General features: G+C 46.9%; 27 protein-coding genes and 1 other annotated feature. Of the genes, 4 read left to right on the plus strand and 23 right to left on the minus strand.

Translation table 11 applies throughout. The features are described from left to right. Nucleotide 1: 1 nt before the first annotated feature. The 3 genes from araA to JNUCC22_RS13155 all read right to left on the minus strand — a co-directional run bounded on the left by araA (nt 2) and on the right by JNUCC22_RS13155 (nt 3,871). Nucleotides 2-1,495 carry an L-arabinose isomerase gene (gene araA / locus JNUCC22_RS13145; RefSeq protein WP_015240350.1) on the minus strand — a complete coding sequence of 498 codons (1,494 nt, stop codon included), beginning with the start codon at nt 1,493-1,495 and terminating at the stop codon, nt 2-4. A gap of 182 nt (nt 1,496-1,677) precedes the next feature. Then, a complete protein-coding gene (locus tag JNUCC22_RS13150; RefSeq protein WP_039063386.1) occupies nt 1,678-2,643 on the minus strand; it encodes an arabinan endo-1,5-alpha-L-arabinosidase AbnA in 966 nt (321 codons plus the stop codon). Nucleotides 2,644-2,785: 142 nt separating this feature from the next. Further along, complete coding sequence (locus JNUCC22_RS13155) at nt 2,786-3,871, minus strand: M42 family metallopeptidase (RefSeq protein WP_007408096.1); 1,086 nt, start codon at nt 3,869-3,871, stop codon at nt 2,786-2,788. A 183-nt stretch (nt 3,872-4,054) separates the two neighbouring features. On the opposite strand from JNUCC22_RS13155, the gene JNUCC22_RS13160 reads away from it, so the two are divergent. Continuing rightward, nucleotides 4,055-4,447 (plus strand): hypothetical protein, encoded by a 393-nt coding sequence (locus JNUCC22_RS13160; protein ID WP_007408095.1) that lies wholly within the window; start codon nt 4,055-4,057, stop codon nt 4,445-4,447. A gap of 13 nt (nt 4,448-4,460) precedes the next feature. On the opposite strand, the gene JNUCC22_RS13165 is transcribed toward JNUCC22_RS13160, so the two are convergent. From JNUCC22_RS13165 to JNUCC22_RS13200, 8 genes are all read right to left on the minus strand, one after another. Next, nucleotides 4,461-4,727 (minus strand): DUF1294 domain-containing protein, encoded by a 267-nt coding sequence (locus tag JNUCC22_RS13165; protein WP_015240352.1) that lies wholly within the window; start codon nt 4,725-4,727, stop codon nt 4,461-4,463. Nucleotides 4,728-4,784: 57 nt separating this feature from the next. Continuing rightward, nucleotides 4,785-5,144, minus strand: a complete 360-nt coding sequence (rplT, locus tag JNUCC22_RS13170; protein ID WP_003152495.1) for a 50S ribosomal protein L20 — start codon at nt 5,142-5,144, stop codon at nt 4,785-4,787. Between the two features lie 31 nt (nt 5,145-5,175). After that, the gene (rpmI, locus tag JNUCC22_RS13175; protein WP_003152493.1) at nt 5,176-5,376 is read right to left on the minus strand and encodes a 50S ribosomal protein L35; all 201 of its coding nucleotides are present in this window, start codon (nt 5,374-5,376) and stop codon (nt 5,176-5,178) included. Nucleotides 5,377-5,388: 12 nt separating this feature from the next. Then, nucleotides 5,389-5,910 (minus strand): translation initiation factor IF-3, encoded by a 522-nt coding sequence (infC, locus tag JNUCC22_RS13180; protein ID WP_071543361.1) that lies wholly within the window; start codon nt 5,908-5,910, stop codon nt 5,389-5,391. A 58-nt stretch (nt 5,911-5,968) separates the two neighbouring features. Beyond that, nucleotides 5,969-6,099: a sequence feature (ribosomal protein L20 leader region), on the minus strand. 182 nt (nt 6,100-6,281) lie between these two features. Continuing rightward, on the minus strand, nt 6,282-6,965 hold the full coding sequence (gene lrgB / locus JNUCC22_RS13185) for an antiholin-like protein LrgB (RefSeq protein WP_216061786.1): 684 nt from the start codon (nt 6,963-6,965) through the stop codon (nt 6,282-6,284). Between the two features lie 12 nt (nt 6,966-6,977). Beyond that, entirely contained in the window at nt 6,978-7,415 is a 438-nt protein-coding gene (lrgA, locus tag JNUCC22_RS13190) for an antiholin-like murein hydrolase modulator LrgA (RefSeq protein WP_015417975.1), read from the minus strand. Nucleotides 7,416-7,544: 129 nt separating this feature from the next. Further along, nucleotides 7,545-8,279, minus strand: coding sequence for a LytR/AlgR family response regulator transcription factor (locus JNUCC22_RS13195; RefSeq protein ID WP_007408091.1), 735 nt, complete (start codon nt 8,277-8,279; stop codon nt 7,545-7,547). Then, entirely contained in the window at nt 8,257-10,038 is a 1,782-nt protein-coding gene (locus JNUCC22_RS13200) for a sensor histidine kinase (RefSeq protein WP_007408090.1), read from the minus strand. The genes JNUCC22_RS13195 and JNUCC22_RS13200 overlap by 23 nt, the downstream gene beginning before the upstream one ends. 186 nt (nt 10,039-10,224) lie before the next feature. Between JNUCC22_RS13200 and JNUCC22_RS13205 the strand changes: the two genes are divergently transcribed. Further along, the gene (locus tag JNUCC22_RS13205; protein WP_015240354.1) at nt 10,225-11,019 is read left to right on the plus strand and encodes an HAD family hydrolase; all 795 of its coding nucleotides are present in this window, start codon (nt 10,225-10,227) and stop codon (nt 11,017-11,019) included. Nucleotides 11,020-11,073: 54 nt separating this feature from the next. On the opposite strand, the gene thrS is transcribed toward JNUCC22_RS13205, so the two are convergent. The 9 genes from thrS to JNUCC22_RS13250 all read right to left on the minus strand — a co-directional run bounded on the left by thrS (nt 11,074) and on the right by JNUCC22_RS13250 (nt 20,407). Next, nucleotides 11,074-13,005 (minus strand): threonine--tRNA ligase, encoded by a 1,932-nt coding sequence (thrS, locus tag JNUCC22_RS13210; protein WP_099567285.1) that lies wholly within the window; start codon nt 13,003-13,005, stop codon nt 11,074-11,076. Between the two features lie 409 nt (nt 13,006-13,414). Beyond that, nucleotides 13,415-14,245, minus strand: a complete 831-nt coding sequence (gene ytxC, locus JNUCC22_RS13215) for a putative sporulation protein YtxC (RefSeq protein WP_033574195.1) — start codon at nt 14,243-14,245, stop codon at nt 13,415-13,417. Between the two features lie 65 nt (nt 14,246-14,310). Further along, nucleotides 14,311-14,952 (minus strand): TVP38/TMEM64 family protein, encoded by a 642-nt coding sequence (locus JNUCC22_RS13220; protein WP_025285089.1) that lies wholly within the window; start codon nt 14,950-14,952, stop codon nt 14,311-14,313. A gap of 32 nt (nt 14,953-14,984) precedes the next feature. Next, nucleotides 14,985-15,920: a primosomal protein DnaI gene (gene dnaI, locus JNUCC22_RS13225; protein ID WP_012118157.1), complete on the minus strand. Its 936-nt coding sequence runs from the start codon at nt 15,918-15,920 to the stop codon at nt 14,985-14,987. 24 nt (nt 15,921-15,944) lie between these two features. Beyond that, the gene (locus JNUCC22_RS13230) at nt 15,945-17,354 is read right to left on the minus strand and encodes a replicative helicase loading/DNA remodeling protein DnaB (RefSeq protein ID WP_014418608.1); all 1,410 of its coding nucleotides are present in this window, start codon (nt 17,352-17,354) and stop codon (nt 15,945-15,947) included. 111 nt (nt 17,355-17,465) lie between these two features. After that, complete coding sequence (nrdR, locus tag JNUCC22_RS13235) at nt 17,466-17,924, minus strand: transcriptional regulator NrdR (RefSeq protein ID WP_003152473.1); 459 nt, start codon at nt 17,922-17,924, stop codon at nt 17,466-17,468. Between the two features lie 248 nt (nt 17,925-18,172). Next, a complete protein-coding gene (speD, locus tag JNUCC22_RS13240; protein ID WP_003152471.1) occupies nt 18,173-18,553 on the minus strand; it encodes an adenosylmethionine decarboxylase in 381 nt (126 codons plus the stop codon). A 238-nt stretch (nt 18,554-18,791) separates the two neighbouring features. Beyond that, complete coding sequence (locus tag JNUCC22_RS13245; RefSeq protein ID WP_101670133.1) at nt 18,792-19,814, minus strand: glyceraldehyde-3-phosphate dehydrogenase; 1,023 nt, start codon at nt 19,812-19,814, stop codon at nt 18,792-18,794. 206 nt (nt 19,815-20,020) lie between these two features. Next, complete coding sequence (locus JNUCC22_RS13250) at nt 20,021-20,407, minus strand: winged helix-turn-helix transcriptional regulator (RefSeq protein ID WP_003152469.1); 387 nt, start codon at nt 20,405-20,407, stop codon at nt 20,021-20,023. A 183-nt stretch (nt 20,408-20,590) separates the two neighbouring features. Between JNUCC22_RS13250 and JNUCC22_RS13255 the strand changes: the two genes are divergently transcribed. Together JNUCC22_RS13255 and JNUCC22_RS13260 are read left to right on the plus strand one after the other, a co-directional pair. Further along, complete coding sequence (locus JNUCC22_RS13255) at nt 20,591-21,790, plus strand: MFS transporter (RefSeq protein ID WP_216061787.1); 1,200 nt, start codon at nt 20,591-20,593, stop codon at nt 21,788-21,790. 58 nt (nt 21,791-21,848) lie between these two features. Beyond that, nucleotides 21,849-22,691: an aldo/keto reductase gene (locus tag JNUCC22_RS13260; protein ID WP_216061788.1), complete on the plus strand. Its 843-nt coding sequence runs from the start codon at nt 21,849-21,851 to the stop codon at nt 22,689-22,691. Between the two features lie 38 nt (nt 22,692-22,729). Here JNUCC22_RS13260 and coaE read toward each other — a convergent pair whose 3' ends face one another. The 3 genes from coaE to mutM all read right to left on the minus strand — a co-directional run bounded on the left by coaE (nt 22,730) and on the right by mutM (nt 24,938). Further along, on the minus strand, nt 22,730-23,323 hold the full coding sequence (gene coaE / locus JNUCC22_RS13265; RefSeq protein WP_032866545.1) for a dephospho-CoA kinase: 594 nt from the start codon (nt 23,321-23,323) through the stop codon (nt 22,730-22,732). A 15-nt stretch (nt 23,324-23,338) separates the two neighbouring features. Then, the gene (ytaF, locus tag JNUCC22_RS13270; RefSeq protein WP_007408079.1) at nt 23,339-23,971 is read right to left on the minus strand and encodes a sporulation membrane protein YtaF; all 633 of its coding nucleotides are present in this window, start codon (nt 23,969-23,971) and stop codon (nt 23,339-23,341) included. Nucleotides 23,972-24,107: 136 nt separating this feature from the next. After that, the gene (gene mutM, locus JNUCC22_RS13275) at nt 24,108-24,938 is read right to left on the minus strand and encodes a DNA-formamidopyrimidine glycosylase (RefSeq protein ID WP_007408078.1); all 831 of its coding nucleotides are present in this window, start codon (nt 24,936-24,938) and stop codon (nt 24,108-24,110) included. Nucleotides 24,939-24,954: the final 16 nt, after the last annotated feature.

Consider the following 24,954-nt stretch of genomic DNA (forward strand, 5'->3'; position numbering starts at 1 on the left):
ATCAATTCCCTCCCAGCCGGTATAATACGTCATTCCATTTCAGCTCTTTTTTCAGCTCATGTATTTCGGTATTGCGGGAAATAAAGATGCTTTCAATGCCTGCCATCTCAGCCCAGTCAAGCATCTGTTCAGCCGTAAGCCGGAAGGACATACAAGTATGGTGGGCGCCTCCCGCCAAAATCCATGCTTCTGCAGCTGTTTTCAGCGATGGCTCCGGCTTCCACAGCACCCGCGCCACAGGGAGATTCGGCATATCATGATCAATTTCCCTGCCTTCCGCTTCATTCAGAATGAGACGGAATCGCCCGCCGATATCAATGATGCTGGCGATGATGGCTGAACCGCCGATTCCGTTAAAGACCAACCGGGCCGGATCTTCCTTCCCTCCGATTGAGAGAGGATGGACTTCGATTTTCGGCTGATCAAGGGCGATCGTCGGACATACTTCAAGCATATGTGATCCGAGAATCATCGCACGCCCCGGTTCAAAATGGTACGTATAATCTTCCATGAAGGAGGTTTGTTCTCCGTCCGCCATTATTTTCATCATTCGCACAAGGGCAGCCGTTTTCCAATCGCCTTCGCCGGCAAATCCGTAACCTTTCTCCATGAGACGCTGAACGGCAAGACCCGGAAGCTGCTTCATTCCGTGCAAAACTTCAAAGGAGGTCGAAAACGCTGTATATCCGCCCCGTTCGAGAAAGGCCGTTAATCCGAGTTCAATTTTCGCCTGTTCTTTAATGGAAGCAACTTTTGCTTCATCCCGTTTTGTTTCGCCGCTGATGACATACAATTTGTCGTATTCCTCATAAAGCGCCTCAATTTCTGCGTCGGTGACGTTGTTCATCACCTCGGTAAGATCGCCGATTCCGTACCCGTCAACCTGCCAGCCGAATTGAATGTGGGCGCCGACTTTGTCTCCGTCAGTAACCGCCACATTCCGCATATTGTCGCCAAACCGGGCTACTTTAATATTCCTGCTTTCATTCCAGGCAGCAGCAGTGTTCATCCATTGCGAAATGTCATGTTTGACTTCCTCATCATCCCAATAGCCTGCGATGACTTTTCTCGTCTGCCCCATTCTTGACTGGATATACCCGTATTCCCGGTCTCCGTGAGCGGATTGGTTGCTGTTCATAAAGTCCATATCAATCGTTTCCCACGGGATGTCGCGGTGATATTGGGTATGCAGATGAAGCATCGGCTTTTGAAAAGCGGAAAGACCTTCAATCCACATTTTCGCAGGGGAAAATGTATGCATCCACGTCACGACCCCGGCACAGTTTTCTTGATACTGCGCTTCCCGCAAAACCTCTCTGATCGTTTCAGATGACGTGACAACCGGTTTATGCCTGATCTTGTATCTTGATGACACCCCGCTGAGGCCGTCACATATTCCCTTTGCGTGTTTATCGACAAGCTGCAGCGTTTCCTCTCCGTATAAGTGCTGGCTTCCCGTTACAAACCAAAATTCATATTCTTTGTTCTGAAGCACATTCATTTCCCCTTCCTATCAAAATAAAGCGCTTGCATTTTTAAAAATATACGTACGAATATAAATAAAAAAACTTTCATCCTTTTATTTGTACGAACAATTTTATTATAGTTAAGGAGGAATCAAACTGTCAATCTTTTATTGCAAGTAAAAAAGCCGGACACACATGCCCGGCTGATCAATTAATAGGAAGGCCAGCCTGAACTCCAATCGATATCATTGATGAGCATCTTCGGAATTCCGCTGTTTTCGGCATCATACGCATGACGCACTAAAATATTTCCGTTCACAATGTCTTGGCCGCCCGGGCCTTTCCAGCGGTCATTGCCGGAGTCAAGAATCGTTCCTCCGCCTTCTGACATGCTTTTCCCGCTTTTATCGAGATATGGGCCGGTGATGCTTTTGGATCTTCCATAAGCGATTTTGTACGTACTATTCACGCCTGAACAGCATTTATCAAACGACACCATTAAGTAATAGTAGCCGTTCTGGTAGGTGATGGCCGGCGCTTCCAAAGCTCCGCCGTTATTCGGTCTGGCAGCGATGGAATAAAGTGATCCCGTCGGTTTCATTGTATTTTTATCAAGCTTTGTCAGCTTAATGCCGCTCCAAAAAGAACCGAAGGCAAGCCAAGGGTTTCCGTCTTTATCAATTGTCAGCTCCGGATCAATTGCATTGTAGTTATCGGCGCTTGTTGAACGGATGACGAGCCCTTCGTCCTTCCAGTTTCCCGAACTGAGGCTTATAGATGATGCAAGACCGATCGCGGAGGTATTTTTGCCGAATGAAGAAACGGCATAATACAGCCAATACTTTCCGTTAAAATATTGAACATCGGGGGCCCATTGATTCAGCCCGTAATTCGGCACATAATTGCCCCACCATGACAGCGGGGAAGTAAAGATTGATTTCTGAACGGTCCATACGCCGCCGCTGCCTGCCTTTAAGACGCGAAGCCCCCTCTCCCCTTCCAAACCGGTTCCGAAAGCGTACCACGTGTTTCCTTCCTTCGCCATTGTCGGATCGTGAAGCAATTCATTTGATGCCCCCCAAAACGCGGCAGATGCCGGAGATGAAGACATCAGCAGCAGACCGGCTGTAACGGCTGCGCATGAAAAGCGGATCATGCGTCTGAATCTGTTTTTCATTTGTAAACCCTCCCCTTTTTTAAAGCGCTTTCAAAAACGTGTTGTCAGATTTTTCTATGTCTTCTCTTATTGTAGACGTAGGGCTCATATTTGTACAGACAAAAAAAAGAATCTGCTTAAAAAAGCAGATTCTTCCGTATCTTTATTGATAAGTAATACGGTCAACCGTTTCCCGGTCTAATTTTTTAATCACTTCTGTGATCAATTTTACCGTATTCTCATAATCATCCCGATGCAAAATAGCGGCATGAGTGTGAATGTAGCGCGTCGCGATCGTAATGGACAGCGCCGGCACTCCGTTTGCGGTTAAATGAATGGAACCTGAATCCGTGCCCCCTCCGGCAATGGAATCGAATTGATACGGAATTCCCGCTTCTTCCGCCGTGTTCACGACAAGGTCGCGCAGCCCTTTGTGAGATACCATTGACGCGTCATACAGAATAATTTGCGGCCCTTCGCCGATTTTGCTTTGTGCCTCTTTTTCAGAAATTCCCGGTGTATCTCCGGCAATTCCGACATCCACACCGAACGCGATATCAGGCTGAATCGTATGTGCCGCTGTTTTCGCCCCGCGAAGCCCGACTTCTTCCTGAACCGTTCCGACCCCGTATACTTCATTCGGATGATCGCTGTTTTTCAGATTTTTTAATACATCGATGGCAATCGCGCAGCCGATACGGTTGTCCCATGCCTTCGCCAATAAATGTTTTTCATTGTTCATCACTGTAAATTCAAAATACGGCACAATCTGGTCACCCGGAAGAACGCCCCATTCCATTGCTTCTTCACGGCTGGACGCCCCGATATCGATGAACATCTCTTTAATATCGGCGGCTTTTTTTCTGGCGTCAGGAGGCAGAATGTGAGGCGGTTTCGAACCGATGATCCCCGTGATGTCCCCTTTTTTTGTCACGACGGTGACGCGCTGGGCCAGCATGACCTGAGACCACCAGCCGCCGACGGTTTGAAAGCGGAGAAAGCCTTTATCAGTGATTTGCGTCACCATAAAACCGACTTCGTCTAAATGCCCTGAGATCATGATTTTCGGACCGTTTTCTTTGCCGGTTTTTTTGGCGATTAAGCTTCCCAGCCGGTCTGTTGTGACATCATCAGCAAATGGTTCTATGTATGATTTCATCACTTGTCTTACTTCTCTCTCATTTCCCGGTATCCCTTTTGCATCCGTTAACGCTTTCAGCATGGTGAGCGTTTCATCTAATTTTGTCATCAATAAACCTCCTTTTTTTCACTACCCTTCTTATTATACAAAACCAATGCTGAAGCATACGATTAATTCGCCTGAAAAACGGGTAAATGTTTTTATCTATTTCTTTTAAAAAAATGAAACCTTTTGTTTTGTTTTTCGTATTACATCAGATCATGACAAAGGTGAGGAGGTGCCTTCACACATATGGCCATTACAGTATTGAGGATTGTCTTGCTTGCACTTCTTATTTATTTTATTTACATGGGCGTCAAATTCTACGCAAACCCGAAAAGAAGGCTCAGACTGGCGCAATCAAAAGAGAATTTTTATTTTATTGACGAACAGAAAAACACGCGAAAAAATCTCCAGCTTACTTATAAAGGAGTGCTCTTTGAAGGAGAAAAGCATATCCCTTCCAAAGATCATCCGCTGTTTATTCATACGATATTTGTATGGACCGAAAATCCGGAAAAGCTGAACCGCTTTTCTGCAGGTGATTTTGAAGAAGTCGAAAAAAAGGTATTGGAGCGGTACCCGAATTGCAAGATTGATTGGGACCAGCCCATCAAAAAAGCGAAAAAAGCAGGCGAGCGATAAGCTCTCCTGCTTTTTATTCTTTATACACCAAATACATCAGCACAAGGGCGGCTTCAGTGAGAAAAAGCAGCGGCACCCCGTATAAAAAGGATTTGTGTTTCGTCTTATGCCTGAAGGTGCGCATGCCGATCCATACGCCGAGTGAGCCGAACATGGCGGCTGTGAGCCATATTCGTTTCTCTGATATTCTCCACCTGTGCGCCTTTGCTCTTCTTTTATCAGCGCCCATGATCCAAAAGCCGTATCCGTTTATCAATACGGCGTAAATGAAGAGAGCCATTGATTGTCACCCTTTACGTAAAAAAACCGCTCCCGGAAAGAGAGCGGCTTTTTTAACTTACTTGTCTAACTGAGCTTTAGCAGCATCAGCAAGCTGATTGAAAGCAGTAAGATCGTTTACAGCAAGATCAGCAAGCATTTTGCGGTTTACTTCGATGCCTGAAAGCTTAAGACCGTGCATTAAACGGCTGTAAGAAAGACCGTTCATACGTGCAGCAGCGTTGATACGAGTGATCCAAAGCTTACGGAAATCACGTTTTTTCTGACGGCGGTCACGGAATGCATAGTTTCCTGATTTCATGACCTGCTGGTTTGCTACTTTGTATAATGTATGTTTTGAACCGAAATAACCTTTTGCTAATTTAAGAACCTTTTTACGACGCTTACGTGTAACAGTTCCGCCTTTTACTCTTGGCATTAGATTTCCCTCCTAATTGTTCCTTGTCCGATTACTTGATGTTGGCAAGCTGTTGTTTGATGCGTTTGAAGTCTCCTGCGCTCACAATAGCACCCTTGCGAAGCTTACGCTTTTGCTTTTGGGATTTGTTGGCGAATAAGTGACTTGTGTATGCATGAGAACGTTTTAACTTCCCAGAACCTGTCTTTTTAAAACGTTTAGCAGATCCGCGGTGAGTTTTCATTTTTGGCATGGGATTTCCTCCTTATTGCTTTTCGTTTTTCGGCGCGAGCATTAAGAACATGCTGCGGCCGTCCATTTTTGGTTTTGTTTCGACTGTCGCAACTTCCGCACATGCTTCAGAGAAACGGTCCAATACGCGCTGGCCGATTTCTTTATGAGTGATTGCGCGCCCTTTAAAGCGGATAGAAGCTTTCACTTTATCGCCTTTTTCAAGGAATTTAATCGCATTGCGCAATTTCGTGTTAAAGTCATGCTCATCGATCGTCGGACTTAATCTAACTTCTTTTAAGTTAATGATTTTTTGATTTTTGCGTGCTTCTTTGTCCTTTTTCTGCTGCTCGAATCTGAACTTACCGTAGTCCATGATGCGGCAGACAGGCGGTTTTGCATTTGCTGCAACTAACACAAGGTCAAGATTTGCGCGGCCGGCGATTTCAAGTGCTTCCTGACGGGACTTGATGCCGAGCTGATCGCCATTTTGTCCGATCAGACGAACTTCACGTGCACGGATACCCTCATTAACCAATTGATCTTTGCTAATAATGAGCCACCTCCATAGTTTCTTCGAATTGATTCACAACGCTTGTTGACTGCATTCTGCAGGCAAACAAAAAGTGCGGGCATGACAACACACCCACACTACGAACATCTGCATAAATAAAAATGTACGGTCAACCTGCCAACTACATGAATGTGTCAATCAGGTGAGAAGCGGGTGCCTCTGCTTGTGATTTATATTCAATTCAATAACTATTCTACACAATACCGGATCATTAGTCAAGGATGACTTCTCCGGATCAACTTTTTCATTTTAACACGATGCCGGGGCGAGCGCAAGGAAAAATGTGAAATTTCGTTCTTTGCCGCACGCGGACGTGCCAACACAATAAAAAAACCCGGGTCTATGACCCGGGTTTATCCTCCGATGAGCTGAACGAATACCGGAATGACCAGCACCGTCACCACTCCTACGACGACAACCGCGATACTTGCCATTGCCGCTTCTACTTCTCCCATCTCAATACCGACCGCAACACCGAGTGCGTGTCCGGATGTGCCGAGAGCCAGTCCTTTAGAGATCGGGTGCTTTACTTTAAACAGTTTTAAGAATAGAGCGCCCAGAGCATAGACGATAACGGCGTTGAAAATAACGGCGAAAGCGGTGATGTCGGTGATGCCGCCGATTCCTTTTGACAGCGGAAGGGCAATTGCCGTTGTCGCCGCCTGCGGAAGCATGCTTTTCATAACGGCCGCGTCAAGATGAATGCCTTTTGCGATCAAATAGACAATCGTGACTGAGCAGATAGAGCCGACAATGATAGAAGACATGATCTGCCACCAGTATTTTTTCAGTTTGTCACGCTGTTTGTATAAAGGGATGGCGAAAGCGATCGTCGCGGGCTCCAGGAAGAATTTAATAATGTCTCCCCCGCTTTTATAATCTTCATATGAAAAACCGCCGAGCTTCAGAAAAAGGATTCCAAGCACCATCGCGACAAACAGCGGGGTGAAGAGGAACAAGCCTCTCGTTTTTTTAAATAAATACGTGCCGACGCCAAAGGCCGCAAGTGAAACGACAATACCGAAATATGGACTCATCCGATTTCCCTCCTAATGCTGCACAAGTTCTTTTTCATGATTGGAACGGCGCACCGTTTGTTTTTCAGGGGCTGCCTTCTGACGTTTTTGGCTGACAGACAAGATCAGCTGAGAAAAAAGGCCCGTCGCCCCTAACAGAATGATGGTAGCGAGTAAGATGACGAGTGCGATCTGCACGCCGTACTGCTGCATGACGCCAAGTGAATTCATCACGGAGATGCCCGACGGGACAAATAAAAATCCGATCAGTGACGTTAATGATGTTCCCAGCGTTTCTACTTGTTCAAGCTTAATCACTTTCAGGCATAAGAGGACAAATAATAACACCAAACCTACTACGGAAGCGGGTATAGGAATGGGGACAATCGCTGCAATCCCATTAGATATGAGCATAATTACGGCAAAAATAAATGCTTGTGTCAGAAATCCGTACACTTTTTTCGCACTCATTTTCTTCACCTCTTTCTCTTTGTTAGGTCCATTATAAAAGAGGAATCGCCTTTTGAAGCGCTTTCATAACAAACGGCTGAATATTCATTCTGAAATGCAAAAAACGGCTGCTGAAATGCAAAAGCCGCCTCATATAATATGAAGCAGCTTTTTTAAGTCCTTGGCGTATGTACGGCTGACGGGAATTTTAGAGCCGTCTTTTAAGATAAGATTGTACGTCGAATTAAACCACGGATGAATTTCCGTAATATGCTCCGTATTCACGATGAACGCGCGGTGCACTCTCAAGAAACCCGTATCAGGCAGTTTTTTCTCAATGACCGCCAAAGTTTCATGAACGGAATAAGACGCGGCAAACGTTTTGACGGAAACGTGTCCGTCCTCCATGCCGGCGAAAATAATGTCCTTCGTATCTAAAATGACAATAGATTCACCGGCTGATACAGCCAGTTTATGCGCTCCGGCTGCGGACGGCTGCTCTGAGACGGCTCCTGCCCTGTCCCGCTTCACTCTTTTAAACTTTCTGATCGTCTGGCGCACTCTTTCTTCATCAAAAGGCTTCGTTAAATAATCGAGCGCGTCGACTTCAAAGGCTTTTAAAGCAAATTGGTCATACGCCGTCGCAAAAACGACGGCCGGCGGATTTTTCATGTTTTTCAGCCGTTTGGCAATGTCAAATCCGTTTTCTCCTGACAAATCAACGTCCAAAAACAGCAGATCCGGTTTTTGATCCATCATACTGTCAAAAGCGGATTCAATATTTTCAGCTTCGTTTATGTCACTTACTTCATTCGTCCGTTTCAGCAAATAAGCTAATTCATCTCTTGCCAGCATTTCATCATCAACGATTAACACCTTCAGCATGTTCTTCTCCTTTAGTCATCAGTTTCAAAGGCAGCTCAAATGATACGTCCGTACCTTTGCCGGCCTCACTTTCCAATCGCAGGGCTGCTTTGGGACCGAACAGCCCGATCAGCCGCTGATTTAAATTGTAAAGCGCGGTTCCCGTCCCTTCTTTAGACGGGAGCGGACGGTTTCCGAGCACGGACAGCAATTCCGGATCAATTCCCCTCCCGTTATCTCCAACCCGCATTAAAACCGACTGACCGGCGGATACCACGCTGACATTGACGGCACAGCTGTCCTGCTTTCTTGAAAATGCATGGCGGAGCGCATTTTCGACGAGAATCTGCAGCACAAAAGGAGGAATTTCGATGTCCTCCAAACCGCGTTCGATTTCAAGACTGATTTTATATTTCCCGGGAAAACGGGCCTGCTCCAATGATAAATACGCCTGCAGATGGTTCAGTTCTTTAGAAAGCGGGATGAGCAGCTGCCTTGCCCCCTGCAGATTGGAACGGAAATAGACGCTGAGCTGCAGCAGAAGCTTTCGGGTTTTTTCCACATCCGTACGGCAAAGAGCAGAAATCGTATTGATCGCATTAAACAGAAAATGCGGATTGACCTGTGCCTGAAGCGCCTTTATTTCTGCGTCTTTCAGCAATTTGCTCTGCAGTTCCGCCTCGCCGAGTTCAAGCTGGGTGGAAAACAGCATGGCGAGTCCTTCTGCAAGCTCTTCTTCAACCCGGCTTAAACCTGACGGGCTTTTAAAGTACATTTTCAACGTCCCGATCGTTTTGCCGTTTGACGTCAGCGGCAATACGATCGCCGCATGAAGCGGACAGGGATCGTGCGTGCATTCAATTTCTTCCTTTGATGTCGCTTTCATAATATGACCCGTTTTAATGACGCGTTTTGACAATCCGGTGATCAGGCTTTCAGACGGAATATGATGGTCGGCACCCGCGCCGACGTGCGCCAAAATCTTTTCGTTATCCGTAAGCGATACCGCGTCCGTTCCTGTTTGCCTGTGAATGATGGCGGCGACGCTTTTGCATGAGCTTTCATTCAGCCCCTGGCGGAAAAACGGAAGCGTCTGGTCGGCAATCATCAGCACCCTGTGGGTTTCAAGGGCTCTCGCCCGTTCTTCCTTCCGGATAATCGACTGAATGATCGAAAGAAAAATAAAAGTCCCTGACCCGTTTACCAATATCATCGGGATGCCGATGATGCTCACAAGCGTCCAAGCATCAGAAAACGGCTTGGCCATCAAGAGGATGAGCAGCATTTGCAGCGATTCCATTCCGAGTCCGACAAGCGCGGCCACCCGCGGTGTCGGCATCGCATAGCGTTTTCTGAAATACCGTCCGATCCATCCGGACAAAATGCCCGCTAAAACGGATGAGACGGCACAGCTGACTGCGGTCGCGCCGCCGAGTGATAAACGATGCAGGCCGGCCAGTATGCCGACGCCGATCCCCACATACGGGCCGCCTAAGAGTCCGCCGATTTCAACGCCCATAATTCTTGTATTGGCAATTGAACCGGACGGATTAATTTGAAACACCCAGTCATTATTCATGATTGTATTCCGCTGAATTTCTATTCCCGTATAGTTGCTGATGATACTGAACAGCGAGAAAATTGAAATCAGCACCGCTTTGCCTTTATAGCTCTCAGGCTGCTGGAGCGCCTGTCTGAACAATCTGGTATGAGCCAGAACAAATCCCAATATGACGATAATTCCGACTCTTTCCAGCATCATGATGATCAAATGCAGCATACTTTTCACCTGTTCTTTCAAATTTTATTTTATCACGTTTTAGAGCCTGAGACAGAATCTGACACAAACCTGCCTGTTTTTTTCAAATCATCTGAAAACAAATCTTTCACAGTCTATATATCTATTGTAGAATAAACGGGAGCCTTGCGGCAGAGAGTTTCAGAATATAACAAAGAGGAGAAGATCATGAAAGCCGTATTTTTTGATTTGGACGATACACTGTTATGGGATGAAAAAAGCGTCAGAACAACATTCAGGGAAACATGTTTACAAGCGGAAAAAAAATATGGCCTTGACCCGCATACATTTGAAGATGCGGTTCGGAAAGCGGCACGGGAATTGTATATGTCATACGAAACCTATCCTTATACGGTCATGATCGGCATTAATCCGTTTGAAGGATTGTGGGCGAATTTTTCCGAGCCGGTCAGCGAAGGATTTAAACAGCTGAATCGGATTGCGCCGGAATACAGACGAAACGCCTGGACGAACGGCTTAAAAAGCGTCGGTATAGACGATGCGGCTTACGGCGAATATTTGGCGGAGTTTTTCGCGGCGGAACGCAGACAGCGTCCGTACGTGTATGATGAAACGTTTGCGGTGCTTGATAAGCTGAAAGGTGTTTATGAATTGCTTCTTCTGACAAACGGCGATCCCAGCCTGCAGAAAGAAAAACTCGCCGGCGTTCCTGAGCTTGCGCCTTATTTTAATGAAATCGTCATCTCAGGCGCTTTCGGAAAAGGGAAACCCGACGCCTCCATATTCGAACATTGCCTCGGCCTCCTGAACCTGAAAAAAGAAGACGCCATTATGGTCGGAGATAACCTCAATACTGATATATTGGGAGCGAAACGGGCAGGCATTACGACAGTCTGGGTAAACCGGACGCAAAAGAAAAATGATACGGACATTGCGCCTGATTACGTGATCAGCGATCTTCACGAGCTGTTTGCGATTATAGAGAAACAAAAAGAAAGATAATTTTATACGCAAAAAAACCCCATTCTGAATGAACGGGGTTTTTTGTATTTCCGGTTATTTTTTCGCTTCGGCTACAGCCTTTTTCACAAAATCGTCCAATGAGACGGTTTCTGATTTCTGCTCGCCGTATTTCCGGACGTTTACCGCGCCGTTTTCCGCTTCTTGGTCACCGACCACAAGCATGTACGGGATTTTTTGCATTTGCGCTTCACGGATTTTATAGCCGATTTTCTCATCCCGGCTGTCAAGCTCGACACGCAGGCCTTCACGCTGCAGGCGCTCCTGCACTTTTTTCGCATAATCAAGATGCACGGACGGTGATACAGGAATGACTTGGAATTGCACCGGCGCAAGCCATGTCGGAAGGGCGCCTTTGTGCTCTTCGATTAAGAAAGCAACGAAACGCTCCATCGTTGACACGACGCCGCGGTGAATAACGACAGGACGGTGCTGTTTGCCGTCTTCTCCGACGTAAGTGAGATCAAAGCGTTCCGGAAGAAGGAAGTCAAGCTGTACAGTTGACAATGTCTCTTCTTTGCCGATCGCCGTTTTCACCTGCACGTCAAGCTTAGGGCCGTAAAACGCCGCTTCGCCTTCCGCTTCATAGTAGTCATGGCCGATTTCGTCCATTGCCGCCTTCAGCATGGATTGCGCTTTGTTCCACATCTCATCATCATCAAAATATTTTTCCGTGTCTTCAGGATCGCGGTAAGACAGGCGGAATGTGTAATCACTCAGGCCGAAGTCTTCGTATACGTCTTGAATCAAACGGACCGTGCGGATGAATTCTTCTTTAATCTGGTCAGGGCGGACGAAAATGTGCGCGTCATTTAACGTCATGCCGCGTACGCGCTGAAGACCTGAAAGCGCCCCGGACATTTCATAACGATGCATCGTTCCCAGCTCTGCGATGCGGATCGGAAGCTCGCGGTAGCTGTGAATGTCCTGTTTGTAAATCATCATATGGTGAGGACAGTTCATCGGACGGAGCACGAGTGTTTCATTGTCCATTTCCATCGGCGGGAACATCGTATCCTGATAATGATCCCAGTGCCCTGATGTTTCGTACAGGTCTTTGCTTCCGAGAACAGGCGTATAGACGTGCTCATAACCGAGGCTCAGCTCTTTATCCACAATGTAGCGCTCGATCACGCGGCGGATGGTTGCGCCTTTCGGCAGCCAGAGCGGCAGGCCTTGTCCGACTTTTTGAGAGTTGGCGAACAATTTTAATTCTTTGCCCAGTTTTCGGTGGTCACGCTCTTTCGCTTCTTCAAGCATCCGCAAATGCTCTTTCAAGTCATCCTTTTTAAAGAAGGCCGTGCCGTAAATGCGCTGAAGCATTTGGTTTTTGCTGTCGCCGCGCCAGTATGCGCCCGCAAGGCTCAGCAGCTTAAATTCTTTAATTTTGCCTGTAGACGGCACGTGCACGCCGCGGCACAGGTCAAAAAATTCGCCCTGCTCATAAATGGAGACCGTTTCGTCTTCTGGGATGGCATCCAGCAGTTCAAGCTTCAGATTATCGCCGATTTCCGCAAACATGGCTTTTGCTTCATCACGGCTCACTTCTTTTCGGATAATCGGCAGATTTTCACCGACGATTCGTTTCATTTCTTTTTCAATCTTCGGAAGGTCATCCGGCGTCAGCGCCTGCTCCATTTCAACGTCATAATAGAACCCGTTTTCAATGACGGGACCGACACCGAATTTCACATCTTTATAAATGCGTTTAATCGCCTGGGCCAATAAATGCGCCGTGCTGTGCCGCATGATGTTCAAACCTTCTTCTGTGCCTTCTGTAATGATTTCTACGGCACCATCCTCTTGAATCGGCGTTCTTAAATCAATTTCCTGTCCGTTCAGTTTTCCGGCTAAAGACTTTTTCTTTAATCCCGGACTGATGGATGCCGCGATATCTTCTGTTGTTGTTCCTTTCGGAAATTCCTTTACCGCTCCGTCCGGAAATGTGATGTTGATCATATCTGACATCTTCGTCACTCCTTTTTTTATGCAAATCAAAAACCCCGCCCCCTATGAAAGGGACGAGGTTAAATAAACGGAATCGTGGTTCCACCCTTTTTTCCGCGCGGCCGATTGTTTCGGCACCTGCGGCTCTAAACTCTGTAACGGGAGTTCCCGTCAGCTATTACTGGCGCTTCTTCCGGCGTTCACAGCTGAAGTTCAAAGGCGGTAAAGACAATGATCCATAGCTGGAAAGCTTTCAGCCTGGGCTCTCCTCTCTTATAAAGCCGGTATCAATGCTTCATGTCCTTATCAATACGTGTAGCAATCATTAATCTTTTATGTATTATAAAATGTCTGTGAGAAAAATGCAACTCGGTTTTCCGTCTGATTTCGCACAGACAGCCCTGCCGCTTACACAAGGCCGTCCGTGCGGCTATCCTTCCGTCTTCTCGGCTGCAAATGCGCCCAGCGGAAAAAGGCGCACCCTCTCCTGAAACACGTTTTGAATCGTTCTGGACATCATATGCTCCGGTTTGTCCGTATACAGTTCTACCGTCTCAGGCGCAATGGAGATCAGCGGCGCAAGGAGATGGGAATCTATATACATCGGGTGCTCCCGCACAAACCGTCTGTCTATGTATTTTTTCTGTTCCCGTTCTGACAAATAGCGCAGCTCCCACAGCGTAAAAGCCCGGTCATGTACGATGCGGACTTTCTTCATCCGCGGCGGATTGGATGTCACATAATCTCTCAGAGACTGGATAAAGTTTTGATATTCCTGTTCCATCCGATATTCATCTATCGCAGCCTCCGCGTATTCTCTGAGCCGCTCATAATACCTGCTGAGCCGGAACGTCTGAAACGAACGCACGGAAAAAACACCCGCATCAAGTGAAATCGTCCGGAGCGCATCTGAAATAAACTGTGTGCGCGGCTCTTTCTTCGGCTCGAACGGATGATCATCAAGCTCTCCTTCCATAATGCTGTGTGCAAGCTGAAGGATTTGCTGCTGTTCATCCTGATCGGTGAAGCAGTATGCATCCTCAATAAGCGAAAGCATGTGCTCGTCTTCTTTGCATTCCAAAAAAAACCTGACAAGTATCGGCTCAATAAATCGCTGAACGCAAAAAGCCGTTTCAGACCTTGCGATTCCGACTTTTTTTATACCTTCACGGACAATAAAATGTCTCCGGTCGTCCGATTGCTGAATGAGATGTAAAAAAGCGGCGGTATCGTGGTCATCTTCAAAGATCACTTCAAGCATATTTGTCCCCCCTTACGGCATCTGTTACAAGTATATGGGGGATGTTTTTAAAATAGACGTAAAGGTTAGCTTTCACCGCCGAACAAATGGCGCACCTTCTTTTTAAATATAACGGGAAGCGATAAAAATACGATGTAAAGACAGATCACGCCGAGTACGGTCAGCACATTTCCGGACATAAAGCTCGCGCCGAGCACATTCAGGACGATCGTCCCCGGAATGATGCCCGCTGCGGTCGCCAAAAAATACGTCATCGGCCTGACTTTCGATAGGCCCGCGGCATAGCTGATCACATCAAAGTTAACAGGCAGAATACGCAGGATAAAAATATAAAAGAAGCCATTGGTTTTCATCTGTTTTTGAATGGCTTCCATTTTTCCATGACGGCTTTTCTCATTAAAGGCAAACAGCCCCGCCGCAAAAAAAGACGCGGCGGCAGCGCCCATTGAGCCCGCCAGCGTATACATGGTGCCGAAAAACGGGCCGAACGCCAATCCTCCGGCGACGGAAACGATTGATACGGGAAACAGCACAAAAGGCCTGACGATGGAAATTCCGATAAACACAAGCGGCGCAAAAACACCGAACGATAATACCCACAGCCGGATCTCCTTAGGCGACAGATTCAGATATTTGCGGTTTGCCCACAGCAAAAGGCCCGCTCCCGCCGCAGCCGCAGCCCAAGTGACAGCCTTCTTATTCCTCATTCCCTTCAAATCCTTCCCATTGGACGCCGGCATCATGAACGGCGGCGGTTTTCCCCGTCAAGACGGACGGGCGAAGCCAAATATAAAATCCGCTCCATCAGTCTTGCCGCTTTTACTTCTTCCTTTTCTCCCCGCTGTGAATACGTAAAATGATGCTTCAGCTCGTCAGGTGAGAAATTAGACGAGAAGAAAGTGGGAAGCTGCTGGCTCATTCTGTGCTGAAGCACGGTGCCGATGACCTCATCTCTGACCCAGCTTGTCATTGACTCCGCTCCGATGTCATCAAGCATCAATACGGGCGTCGTTTTCACCATATTCAGTTTCGCCTCCAACGACTGATCCTGGAGCGAGTTTTTCAGCTCTCTGACAAATTCGGGAACATATACGATCATTGATGAATACTCTTTTTCCGCCAGTTCGTTAGCAATGGCGGCTAAAATAAATGTCTTTCCGATTCCGAATTTTCCGTACAGATACAGCCCTTTGCCTTTTCCCGTTTCATTATAGCTCTTCAGAAAATCCGTCACATGCTGGAAAATGCCGACTCTGCTCGGATCGGTAATGTCGATCTGCTGAAACGTCGCGCCGAGAAGATCCTGCTGGATATACATGCTCTTCATCAGGGACTTTTGCCTTTTCTGACGGTCGAGCTTTCTCTTTTCCGGACATTCGTAATATTCAATATCGATGGAACGCCCGTTGATCACAAGCTTCGGATGATAGCCTTCAAGCAGGCTGTTCGTCCGGCTGTCTTTCGAGCAGAAGGCGCACTGTTTGCTTTGCTGAACGAATTCGTACAGTTTATTTAACCCTCTGTCAATCATGCTTTGATTGATTACATCTTTCTGTTCCTTCAAAAAAGCCTGGACGTCTTCGTCGGCCATGACTTGCTGCTGCATTCGTTCCAGGCGTTTTTGAAAGTCAGGTCTTTTCGTCACGCCTTCTAAGGATCGGCTGATCGGTTCCATTCAATATCACCCCGCTTCTCTGTCTCAATAGGCAGAGTATTTTTTCAGTTTTTTCATTTCTTCCATCATTTTTTTCTTCTGTTCTTCAAGATCCTGCGCGGAAAGAGCCGGCTGTTCTTGTTTCTTCCCGGTTTCTTCTTCTTTCATCCAATCAGGGCGCTTTTCTTCCCGGACGGTTTTTTTACCGCGCGCCGCGCCGTTTGTTTTGCCGTCCGCCCAATCAAGATATTGCCTGTGCTCTTCTATTGCGAGTTTCATTGCTTCCCGTACCGTTTTGACTTTCTTTCTGGCCCAGTGGGCGGCGATTTTTTGGATATAGTTTTTGGACAGCTTCATATCCGTTTTCAGCATGACATAATAAATCAGCACATTGGTGACGCCGGGCTCAAGCTTTTGTTCGAACATAATATCGGCGATAATCTGCAAGTCGGCTTTTGACGGCTCGGTCCCGTCCGCAATGTCCTGAAGAAGCTTTCTCGGTGATATGGTCTCAAGCTGTGCGATGAGTTCGCCGTTCAATGAATCGTCCTTTTCCGTCCGGTTTTCTCTCAAGGTGACAGGCTGTGTTTTATCAATCAGTTCCGGAAGCTTACCGCTTCTTTCAATTTGGTACCAGTCGCTGGCCGCTTTCCTCAGCGCTTCGGCCGTTATCGTATCCTGTTCATTAATTGCGGTCATGACGACGTGCTGCATGGAGATAGGATCTATTCCGTATAAATATGAAAGCTTTTTAATGCTCTCCCGCACGTCCTGCGTGATTGATTTACGCGGTATCATCGTTTCTGACAGTCCCGCCATGAAAAGCTCAAAATCAAATACTTCCTCCGTCACCGTATAGGAAGGCGCTTGTCCGACAGACGCCGTCTCATAGTCCTCGGGGAGCTTCATCGCCTCTTCCATATCAGGCGTCATTTTCCATTCACTCGGCTGAAAAGAGGCAAAGGCGTGATTAAACGGACGGGTAATTTCCCTTGCGTCCGCGCCGACGGAAGGGTGCGTGTAAAATTGTCTCAGCTGCTGGTATTTCGTTTTACCGACTCTGTTATAAAGAAAGACATTCAGCATGCCGTCTTCAAAAAAATCATTCGGTCTGAGCGGGGGCAGCAGCTCATAAATAAACATCCGCTCTTTTTGCTCGGACTCCCGGATATACACTTTCAGCAGCCCGATTCCTTCAAGCTTTCCCTGTTCATGATGAATCTTTTTTAAATTTGACTGCATCATGCCCATCAGCTGCCTGTGCGTGGATTCCGCTCCCCACAAGCGGTTCTGCTCAAGCTCCCCCCATAAGGTCATATAAAGGGAGAATGCAAAAGAACCGATCAGCGGCTGGTACAGATGTGTCAAAACCTGTCTGTCGACATCCTGAAGAAGCGAACGGCTTTTGACCGTATAAGGATCTACAGGCAATACGTCATTCCAATAGTCAGCCATGATTCTCAAACCTTCCGATATGTTTCTACTCTCATTTTACACCGTTTCTGCGATCTATCAAATGCCAATTTTGCTCATGAGAAAAGAGCCAGACACAATCTCTTAGCTCTCTCAGCGTTCTTTCTTTATTAAATCTTTCAATTCATCGATAAACACGTTTATATCCTTAAACTGCCGGTAGACGGAGGCAAAACGGACATAAGACACCTCATCGATTTTCGCCAGACGGTCCATTACCATTTCTCCGACAAGTTCGCTTTTGACTTCAGATACACCTTGGTTTCTCAGCTCTTTTTCAATGTCAAAGCACATGTCTTCCAATGTTTTTAAAGGAACGGGCCTTTTTTCACAAGCTTTAATTAACCCGCGCAGCATTTTTTCACGGCTGAATTCTTCCCGGACGCCTTCTTTTTTCACGACGATCAGAGGCATCTCTTCAAACTTCTCAAATGTAGTGAAGCGGTAATGGCAGGCTTCGCATTCCCGCCTTCTGCGGATTGATTTCCCTTCGTCCGCAGGCCGTGAATCAAGTACGCGGGAACCGTTGTGCTGGCATGAAGGACATTTCAAATTGGATCAGCTCCCATCTGTTTCGTTGCTGTAATGCGGTTCGCAAGCTTCCGGTAAATGCCCGCCAACGTTTCTAGGATGAGCCTATTTGTTGGGAGAGCCGATAGACCGGCCTTATCTTTTCTATTTTACAAAAAAAATGCTTAAAGAAAAAGCAATGCTGTTTTTTTACATTAGAAAAGGAGCATCAGCTTCAAAGCGCGTAATGGCTTTTTCAGCTTAGCTCCCTTGTGTTTGCGTTTTGAAAATTACAGTACTTTCGCTTGTGCCTGTTTAATCTGTACAGGCCCCATTCCTCTCGGTATTTCAATGTTTTCTCTTGTATCTGCATGTAATGCGTCCGCAATGTAATCCGCAGCCACATTAGGATCCAGGTCTCCACAAGTATAAACATCAATGCTTGCATATCCGTGTTCAGGAAAACTGTGAATCGTTAAATGTGACTCAGAGATGATAACGACTCCGCTTACGCCTTGCGGTGCAAATTTGTGAAATGCGACCTCGCGCACTTCAGCTCCTGATTTCAAAGCAGCATTTACAAACGTTTTTTCAATAAAATCCATGTCATTGAGCTTATCAAAATCGCATCCCCACAGCTCGGAGATGACGTGACGCCCCATTGTTTCCATAATCATGGACCCCCCTTAACAAGAATTAAAAAAGTGAATTTCCGAGAACTGACCCGGCCATTTACCTCGGGGGAAAGTTAGTCCGGAGAGGTCCTAACCCTTTAAGTAATTCCGAAGCAGTCACGAGCAAGAAGTTCACGAAAGATAGTATACTGTGTTTAAGTTTATTTTGCAAGGTGTGTTTTTTGCGAATATGCCGTTAAGGGTTTTTTTCTAACAAATGTCCATGATCTTTAGTCTACACAGCTGACGGGTGTTTCATTCGCGCGGCGACGTGACGGATAAGATCAACGACCCGGCAGGAATATCCCCATTCATTGTCATACCAGGCGAGCACCTTTACTTTTCGGTCTTCCATCACCATCGTTGTCAGTCCGTCGATGATCGCAGAGTGTGAATTCGTATTATAATCCGAAGAAACGAGCGGCTCATCCGAATAATCAAGAATTCCGTACATCGACGTTTTTGCGGCTCTTTGGAAAGCGGCGTTTACTTGCTCGGCCGACACATCTGTTTTCAGATCGCAGACAAGGTCCACTAATGACACATTCGGAACGGGAACACGCAAAGCAAGACCGTGAAGTTTTCCTTTCAAATGAGGCAGCACGAGCGACAGCGCTTTGGCGGCGCCTGTAGAAGTCGGAATGATGGATTCTCCGCACGCTCTCGCCCTCCGCAGATCTTTATGCGGATTGTCGATATTTTTTTGATCATTCGTGTAAGCGTGAACAGTCGTCATCAGGCCGCTTTCAATCCCGAATTCCTGATCAAGCACTTTGACGACCGGCGCAAGACAGTTTGTCGTGCAGGATGCATTTGAAATAATGACATGTTCATCGGGATTGAACTGCTCTTCATTTACTCCCATGACAATGGTAACGTCTTCATTTTTGCCCGGAGCCGTTAAAATAACTTTTTTCGCCCCTGCTTCAATATGGCTCATTGCTTTTTCTTTTGAATTAAATTTCCCCGTTGCCTCTACGACGATGTCTATTCCGCATTCTTTCCACGGAAGCTCTCTCGGGTCCCGGCGATTGAACAGCATAATATGTTTTCCGTTGACGATCAGACTGTCGTCGGAGGTCTCAACTTCTTGATCGTATTTGCCGTGAATTGTGTCATACTTTATCAAATGAGCAAGCGTTTCCGGGGGATAGCTTGCATTAATGGCTGTTATTTGAATTTGATCATCTTCCATTGCTTTTCTGAACACCATTCTTCCGATTCTTCCAAACCCGTTGATTGCTACATTTACCTTCATGCTCAGGTCACCCCTTTTTAATATGCCACTCTAATTTACCTTTATTTATATATAGTATAACACATTAAAAGAAATCCGCCAGTACAACTTGATAAAAATCCACCCTTATACCGATCAATATGTTGTTCAATCGGTTTTTTTGCATATAAAATGATCTTTCTTCCATAAAAAAGCAGGATCAGCGTCTCAGGCTGCCTGCTTTTTTCTTATATTTGTCCCGGTTCTTTGAATTTGTCATTTAAAATGCTGTCCTCTAAAACGGAAGACACCTCGCCGTACCGTTTAGCAATATGCATCGCGCCCCAGTCGCACAGCGCGTTTAAAATTCTTTCCAGACTGTGCCCGTATTCACTCAGCTCGTATTCCACTTTCGGCGGCACCTGATTGTATACGATCCGGTTGATGACGCCATCAGCTTCCAGCTCCCGCAATTGCTGTGTCAGCATCTTCTGGGTGATGTCCGGCATAAGCCGCTTCAATTCGCTTGTCCGTTTTTTCCCGCGCATGAGGTGGCAGAGGATCACACACTTCCATTTTCCTCCGATCACTTCAAGCGCCGCCTCTACGGATATATTGTATTTTTTCTTCAGCAACGGTAATTCCTCCTCATCTATAGGAACTAAAAAGTGCCTATGGCACTTAAAAGTACGTTCTTTTCAATGACACTTCTATCGATCATAATGACATTTGCCGGCTGAAAAGGAATGTACTCTTATACTTATATCGTTTACCCGGCATCATTTCAACCATACATTATCGTTCAAGGAGGAAAACAGATGTCTTCACATCGCCAAAGCTATTTACCAGCGCTGCTGGCATTAGCCGTCAGCGCTTTTGCGATCGGCACAACCGAATTTATCAGCGTCGGGCTGCTGCCGCTTATATCTCAAGATCTGCATATACCTGTGACAACGGCGGGGCTTACCGTTTCCATGTATGCTCTGGGCGTGACATTCGGCGCGCCGGTTTTAACATCTCTCACATCCGGCATGTCACGGAAAACGCTGCTGCTCTGGGTGATGTTAATTTTCATCGCCGGAAATACACTCGCTGCGAGCGCTTCCTCAATCGGCATCTTACTGGCGGCACGGGTTATTTCGGCGTTTTCCCACGGCATTTTCATGTCAATCGGGGCAACAATCGCCGCCAATATCGTGCCGGAGCATAAAAGAGCAAGCGCGATTTCCATTATGTTTACGGGACTGACGGTGGCTACGGTGACCGGTGTTCCGTTCGGCACCTATCTCGGCCAGCAATTCGGATGGAGAATCGCATTTGCCGTCATTGTGGCGGTAGGAATCATCGCATTCCTCACAAACGCGCTTCTCGTTCCGTCGCATTTGCGCAAAGGGACGAAAACCGCATTTTCCGAGCAGGTCAAACTCGTCACAAACGGCCGGTTATTGCTTTTATTTATTATTACCGCGTTAGGCTACGGCGGAACGTTTGTCGTGTTTACGTATTTATCTCCGCTTCTTCAGGAGGTAACCGGTTTTCAGAAAGAAACCGTCGCGGCCATCCTGCTCGTATACGGGATTGCAATTGCCATCGGAAACATGATTGGCGGCCGTTTATCTAACCGGAATCCGCTGAAAGCCTTGTTTTATATGTTCATTGTCCAGGCTGCTGTGCTGTTTGTTCTGACTTTTACCGCGCCGTTTAAAACAGCCGGGCTGATCACCATTATTTTCATGGGGCTGTTGGCGTTTATGAATGTGCCGGGGCTTCAGGTATATGTCGTGATGCTGAGTGAACGTTTTGCGCCAAGCGCCGTTGATACAGCATCAGCCTTAAATATCGCGGCATTCAATGCCGGAATCGCGATCGGCTCGTTTGCCGGCGGACTCATTACAGACTCAATCGGAATCATTCATACCGCTTGGATCGGGGCGCTGATGGTGCTCAGCGCGGTCGTATTAACCGGATGGAGCAGGAAGCTTGAAAAGCGGGATCGCACTGCCCTTGAAAGGAGGTGAGTTTTTCTTCAGCGCATTTTGATTGTTTCAACAGACAACTAATAGGAGGAATATATACATGACAATACATTTACAAGCAAAAGCAACATTGCATAACGGAGTAGAGATGCCTTGGTTCGGCATCGGAGTTTTCAAAGTAGAGGAAGGCGCGGAACTCGTCAACGCGGTGAAAACGGCATTGGTGCACGGCTATCGCAGCGTTGATACCGCCGCGATTTACGGAAATGAAGAAGGTGTCGGCGAAGGCATCCGCCAAGGGCTGCAGGAAGCGGGATTAAAACGTGAAGACATTTTTGTCACGTCAAAAGTATGGAATGCCGATTTAGGATATGAAGAAACGTTAAAAGCGTTTGACACAAGCTTAGAAAAACTCGGTTTAGATTATTTGGATTTATATTTGATCCATTGGCCTGTCGAAGGAAAGTACATCGATGCGTGGCGGGCGCTCGAAACCCTCTACCGGGATGGACGCATTAAGGCGATCGGGGTCAGCAATTTCCAAATTCACCATCTGAAACATCTCATGAAAGAGACGGAAATCAAGCCGATGATCAACCAGGTGGAGTATCATCCTCGTCTGACACAGAAAGAACTGCTTGCTTTCTGCGCCGAACAAGGCATTCAGCTTGAAGCGTGGTCGCCATTGATGCAAGGTCAGCTGCTTGATCACACCGTCTTACAGGAAATCGCTGAGAAGTACGGCAAATCAGCCGCTCAAGTGATTTTGCGCTGGGATTTGCAGAACGGTGTCATCACCATTCCGAAATCAACTAAAAAACACCGCATTGAAGAAAACGCAAATGTCTTTGATTTCGAACTGTCAGCTGACGATATGAAGCGGATTGATGATCTGAACGAAAATCTCCGTGTCGGTCCGGACCCTGACAATTTTGATTTTTAACCAGAAAAACACCGTTCGGCTTTCCGAACGGTGTTTGTTTATGCCCAGCCGCTCAATACTTCCTCAAGCTGATGCTTTGTATATTCAAGACTGCCGCTGTTATCAATGACGGCGTCAGCTTTTTTTGTTTTATCCGCTAAAGGCATTTGCGACGTTATCCGGCTCATCGCTTCTTCTTCTGTAAGGGAATTCCGCTCTATCAGCCGTTTAAGCTGAATGTCTGCCGGTACGGTGACGACGAGCACCTTGCCGACAAGATAATCAAGCCCGCTTTCATACAAAAGCGGTATATCCAAAACGACGAACTGCTCTTTTCGCGCAACGGCTTCATCCCGCTGTTTCAGCATTTCCGCACGCACCGCCGGATGAACGATCTGATTCAGCTTCAGACGCTTCTGTTCGTCAGTGAAAACGATAGAACCGAGTTTTTTTCTGTCAATATCGCCGTTTTCCAGCAGGATGTCTTTTCCGAATGCTTCCACAATTTGTCCGTAAGCCGGCATTCCTTTTTCCACCGCCTGTTTTGCGATGACATCCGCATCAATGACTGTTATTTTTTTGTCGATCAGCATACGCGCTACCGTGCTTTTGCCGCTTGCGATGCCTCCCGTTAAACCGATGACCAAGCTCAAAAAGCCCACTCCTTCTTACATTTTCCAAATCCCGATGATAATCAGCAGGACTCCCGGCAAAAATGTCATTTTATCTATCCAATTCCATCTTGAAAGCAAATGCCCCGAGTTTATGCCGAGTGAAACAAACAGCGAGCTCATCAGCCCGACAGTCACGCTCATCATAACCGGAGAAAAGCCGAGAATGGCCGCTCCCAGCCCGGCGCCAAACGCGTCAATGGATAAGGCGATACCGAGCAGAAGCGCCTCGACTCCGTTAATGGTTCCGGATTGATCAATATCGGCGCTGGTCGGTTTTTTCAAAATATGAATGACGATGCCGAGCGATTTCACTTCAAGATTAAGTAACGTTTTTTCATGCAATAAGTAATCCGGCTCTTTAGCCGGTTTGAAAAATTGCCAGATGACCCATGCCCCGATTCCGATTAAGATCAGTCCGCCCAGTTTTTCCGTGACGGATACGGGAAAAATCTTTGTCAGAAAATGGCCGATCAGCATGGATATAAACATCACAGAGGCTGAACAGCAAGCGATCACGGCAATCGCTTTGAACGGGATTTTCATTTTTCTCAAACCATACGTAAACCCGACTGAAAAACTGTCCAAGCTGACAGCAAAAGCCAAAAGCAGCAAAGAAACAATCTCCATATCCGTTTCTCCCTTTCTCTTGATCGGCAATTGTGACATATGCCTATTGGGTGAATCACAATATATATATGGAGAAAGGTCATCAACTGTGTTAGAAAAAAGTCATTCTGCTGCCGCCTGCTTGAACCGCTTCAGTTTATGATTTTTTTTGGCAGCGGGCGCAAAAATGCGTACCCCTTCCGCCGACCACGATTTTAGAAATCATCGTGCCGCACGTTTTGCACGGTTCATCCTTTTTGCCGTATACGTAATGTTTGAGCTGAAACATTCCGATCTCCCCTTGAGAATTGATATAAGACCGGACGGTGCTCCCGCCCGCGTCAATCGCTTCCTGAAGGGTGTCTTTAATTTCTGTATGAAGCGTTTTTATCTGCCCGTCTGACAGACTGTTCGCTTTTGTCTCAGGATGAATACGCGCCCGGAATAAAGCTTCATCGACATAAATATTGCCGAGGCCGACGACCGCTTTTTGGTCGAGCAGGGCTGTTTTCACCGCGCGGTTCGTTTTTACAAGCCGCTCTTTTAAATAAGCAGCGGTAAATGCTTCATCATCGGGTTCGGGCCCGAGCTGTGAAAGCGGTAATGCATTCAATTCCTCTCCCGGCGCAAACAAATGCATCGTGCCGAATTTCCGGACATCCCGGTAGCGGAGCTGTGTTCCGTCCGTCATGTGAAACACGACGTGCACATGTTTATCGTCAGGCTCATCGGCCTGATGAAGACCGTATTTCCCCTCCATCCGCAGGTGGGACACCATGACATAATGATCCAGATGGAAAAGCAAAAACTTTCCCCTTCTTCCGATGGATCGGATCGTTTCTCCTGCAATCTGCCGCGCGAATTCCTCCGGCTCGGCGGGTTTTTTGATGATATTCGGCCATCTGATATCCGCCGATTCAATCGTTTTCCCCTTCACAAGACCGGTCAGAGTGCGCCGGACCGTTTCAACTTCTGGTAATTCCGGCACAATCATCACTTCCTTT

Origin of the sequence: Bacillus sp. JNUCC-22 (assembly GCF_018861275.1) — a bacterium.
GTDB classification, from domain to species: domain Bacteria; phylum Bacillota; class Bacilli; order Bacillales; family Bacillaceae; genus Bacillus; species Bacillus velezensis.

Excerpts from the sequence above, each read along its gene's own strand:
- JNUCC22_RS13200 (WP_007408090.1), bottom strand. The coding sequence starts at position 10,038 with ATGCTGCATTTGATCATCATGATGCTGGAAAGAGTCGGAATTATCGTC.
- rpmI (WP_003152493.1), bottom strand. The coding sequence starts at position 5,376 with ATGCCAAAAATGAAAACTCACCGCGGATCTGCTAAACGTTTTAAAAAG.
- JNUCC22_RS13230 (WP_014418608.1), bottom strand. The coding sequence starts at position 17,354 with ATGGCTGACTATTGGAATGACGTATTGCCTGTAGATCCTTATACGGTC.
- JNUCC22_RS13260 (WP_216061788.1), top strand. The coding sequence starts at position 21,849 with ATGACAATACATTTACAAGCAAAAGCAACATTGCATAACGGAGTAGAG.
- JNUCC22_RS13255 (WP_216061787.1), top strand. The coding sequence starts at position 20,591 with ATGTCTTCACATCGCCAAAGCTATTTACCAGCGCTGCTGGCATTAGCC.
- JNUCC22_RS13195 (WP_007408091.1), bottom strand. The coding sequence starts at position 8,279 with ATGCTGAAGGTGTTAATCGTTGATGATGAAATGCTGGCAAGAGATGAA.
- JNUCC22_RS13150 (WP_039063386.1), bottom strand. The coding sequence starts at position 2,643 with ATGAAAAACAGATTCAGACGCATGATCCGCTTTTCATGCGCAGCCGTT.
- JNUCC22_RS13245 (WP_101670133.1), bottom strand. The coding sequence starts at position 19,814 with ATGAAGGTAAATGTAGCAATCAACGGGTTTGGAAGAATCGGAAGAATG.
- rplT (WP_003152495.1), bottom strand. The coding sequence starts at position 5,144 with ATGCCAAGAGTAAAAGGCGGAACTGTTACACGTAAGCGTCGTAAAAAG.
- JNUCC22_RS13220 (WP_025285089.1), bottom strand. The coding sequence starts at position 14,952 with ATGAGGAATAAGAAGGCTGTCACTTGGGCTGCGGCTGCGGCGGGAGCG.
- ytxC (WP_033574195.1), bottom strand. The coding sequence starts at position 14,245 with ATGCTTGAAGTGATCTTTGAAGATGACCACGATACCGCCGCTTTTTTA.
- ytaF (WP_007408079.1), bottom strand. The coding sequence starts at position 23,971 with ATGGAGATTGTTTCTTTGCTGCTTTTGGCTTTTGCTGTCAGCTTGGAC.
- lrgA (WP_015417975.1), bottom strand. The coding sequence starts at position 7,415 with ATGAGTGCGAAAAAAGTGTACGGATTTCTGACACAAGCATTTATTTTT.
- JNUCC22_RS13160 (WP_007408095.1), top strand. The coding sequence starts at position 4,055 with ATGGCCATTACAGTATTGAGGATTGTCTTGCTTGCACTTCTTATTTAT.
- dnaI (WP_012118157.1), bottom strand. The coding sequence starts at position 15,920 with ATGGAACCGATCAGCCGATCCTTAGAAGGCGTGACGAAAAGACCTGAC.
- JNUCC22_RS13205 (WP_015240354.1), top strand. The coding sequence starts at position 10,225 with ATGAAAGCCGTATTTTTTGATTTGGACGATACACTGTTATGGGATGAA.
- lrgB (WP_216061786.1), bottom strand. The coding sequence starts at position 6,965 with ATGAGTCCATATTTCGGTATTGTCGTTTCACTTGCGGCCTTTGGCGTC.
- JNUCC22_RS13155 (WP_007408096.1), bottom strand. The coding sequence starts at position 3,871 with ATGACAAAATTAGATGAAACGCTCACCATGCTGAAAGCGTTAACGGAT.
- JNUCC22_RS13165 (WP_015240352.1), bottom strand. The coding sequence starts at position 4,727 with ATGGCTCTCTTCATTTACGCCGTATTGATAAACGGATACGGCTTTTGG.
- thrS (WP_099567285.1), bottom strand. The coding sequence starts at position 13,005 with ATGTCAGATATGATCAACATCACATTTCCGGACGGAGCGGTAAAGGAA.
- speD (WP_003152471.1), bottom strand. The coding sequence starts at position 18,553 with ATGGAAACAATGGGGCGTCACGTCATCTCCGAGCTGTGGGGATGCGAT.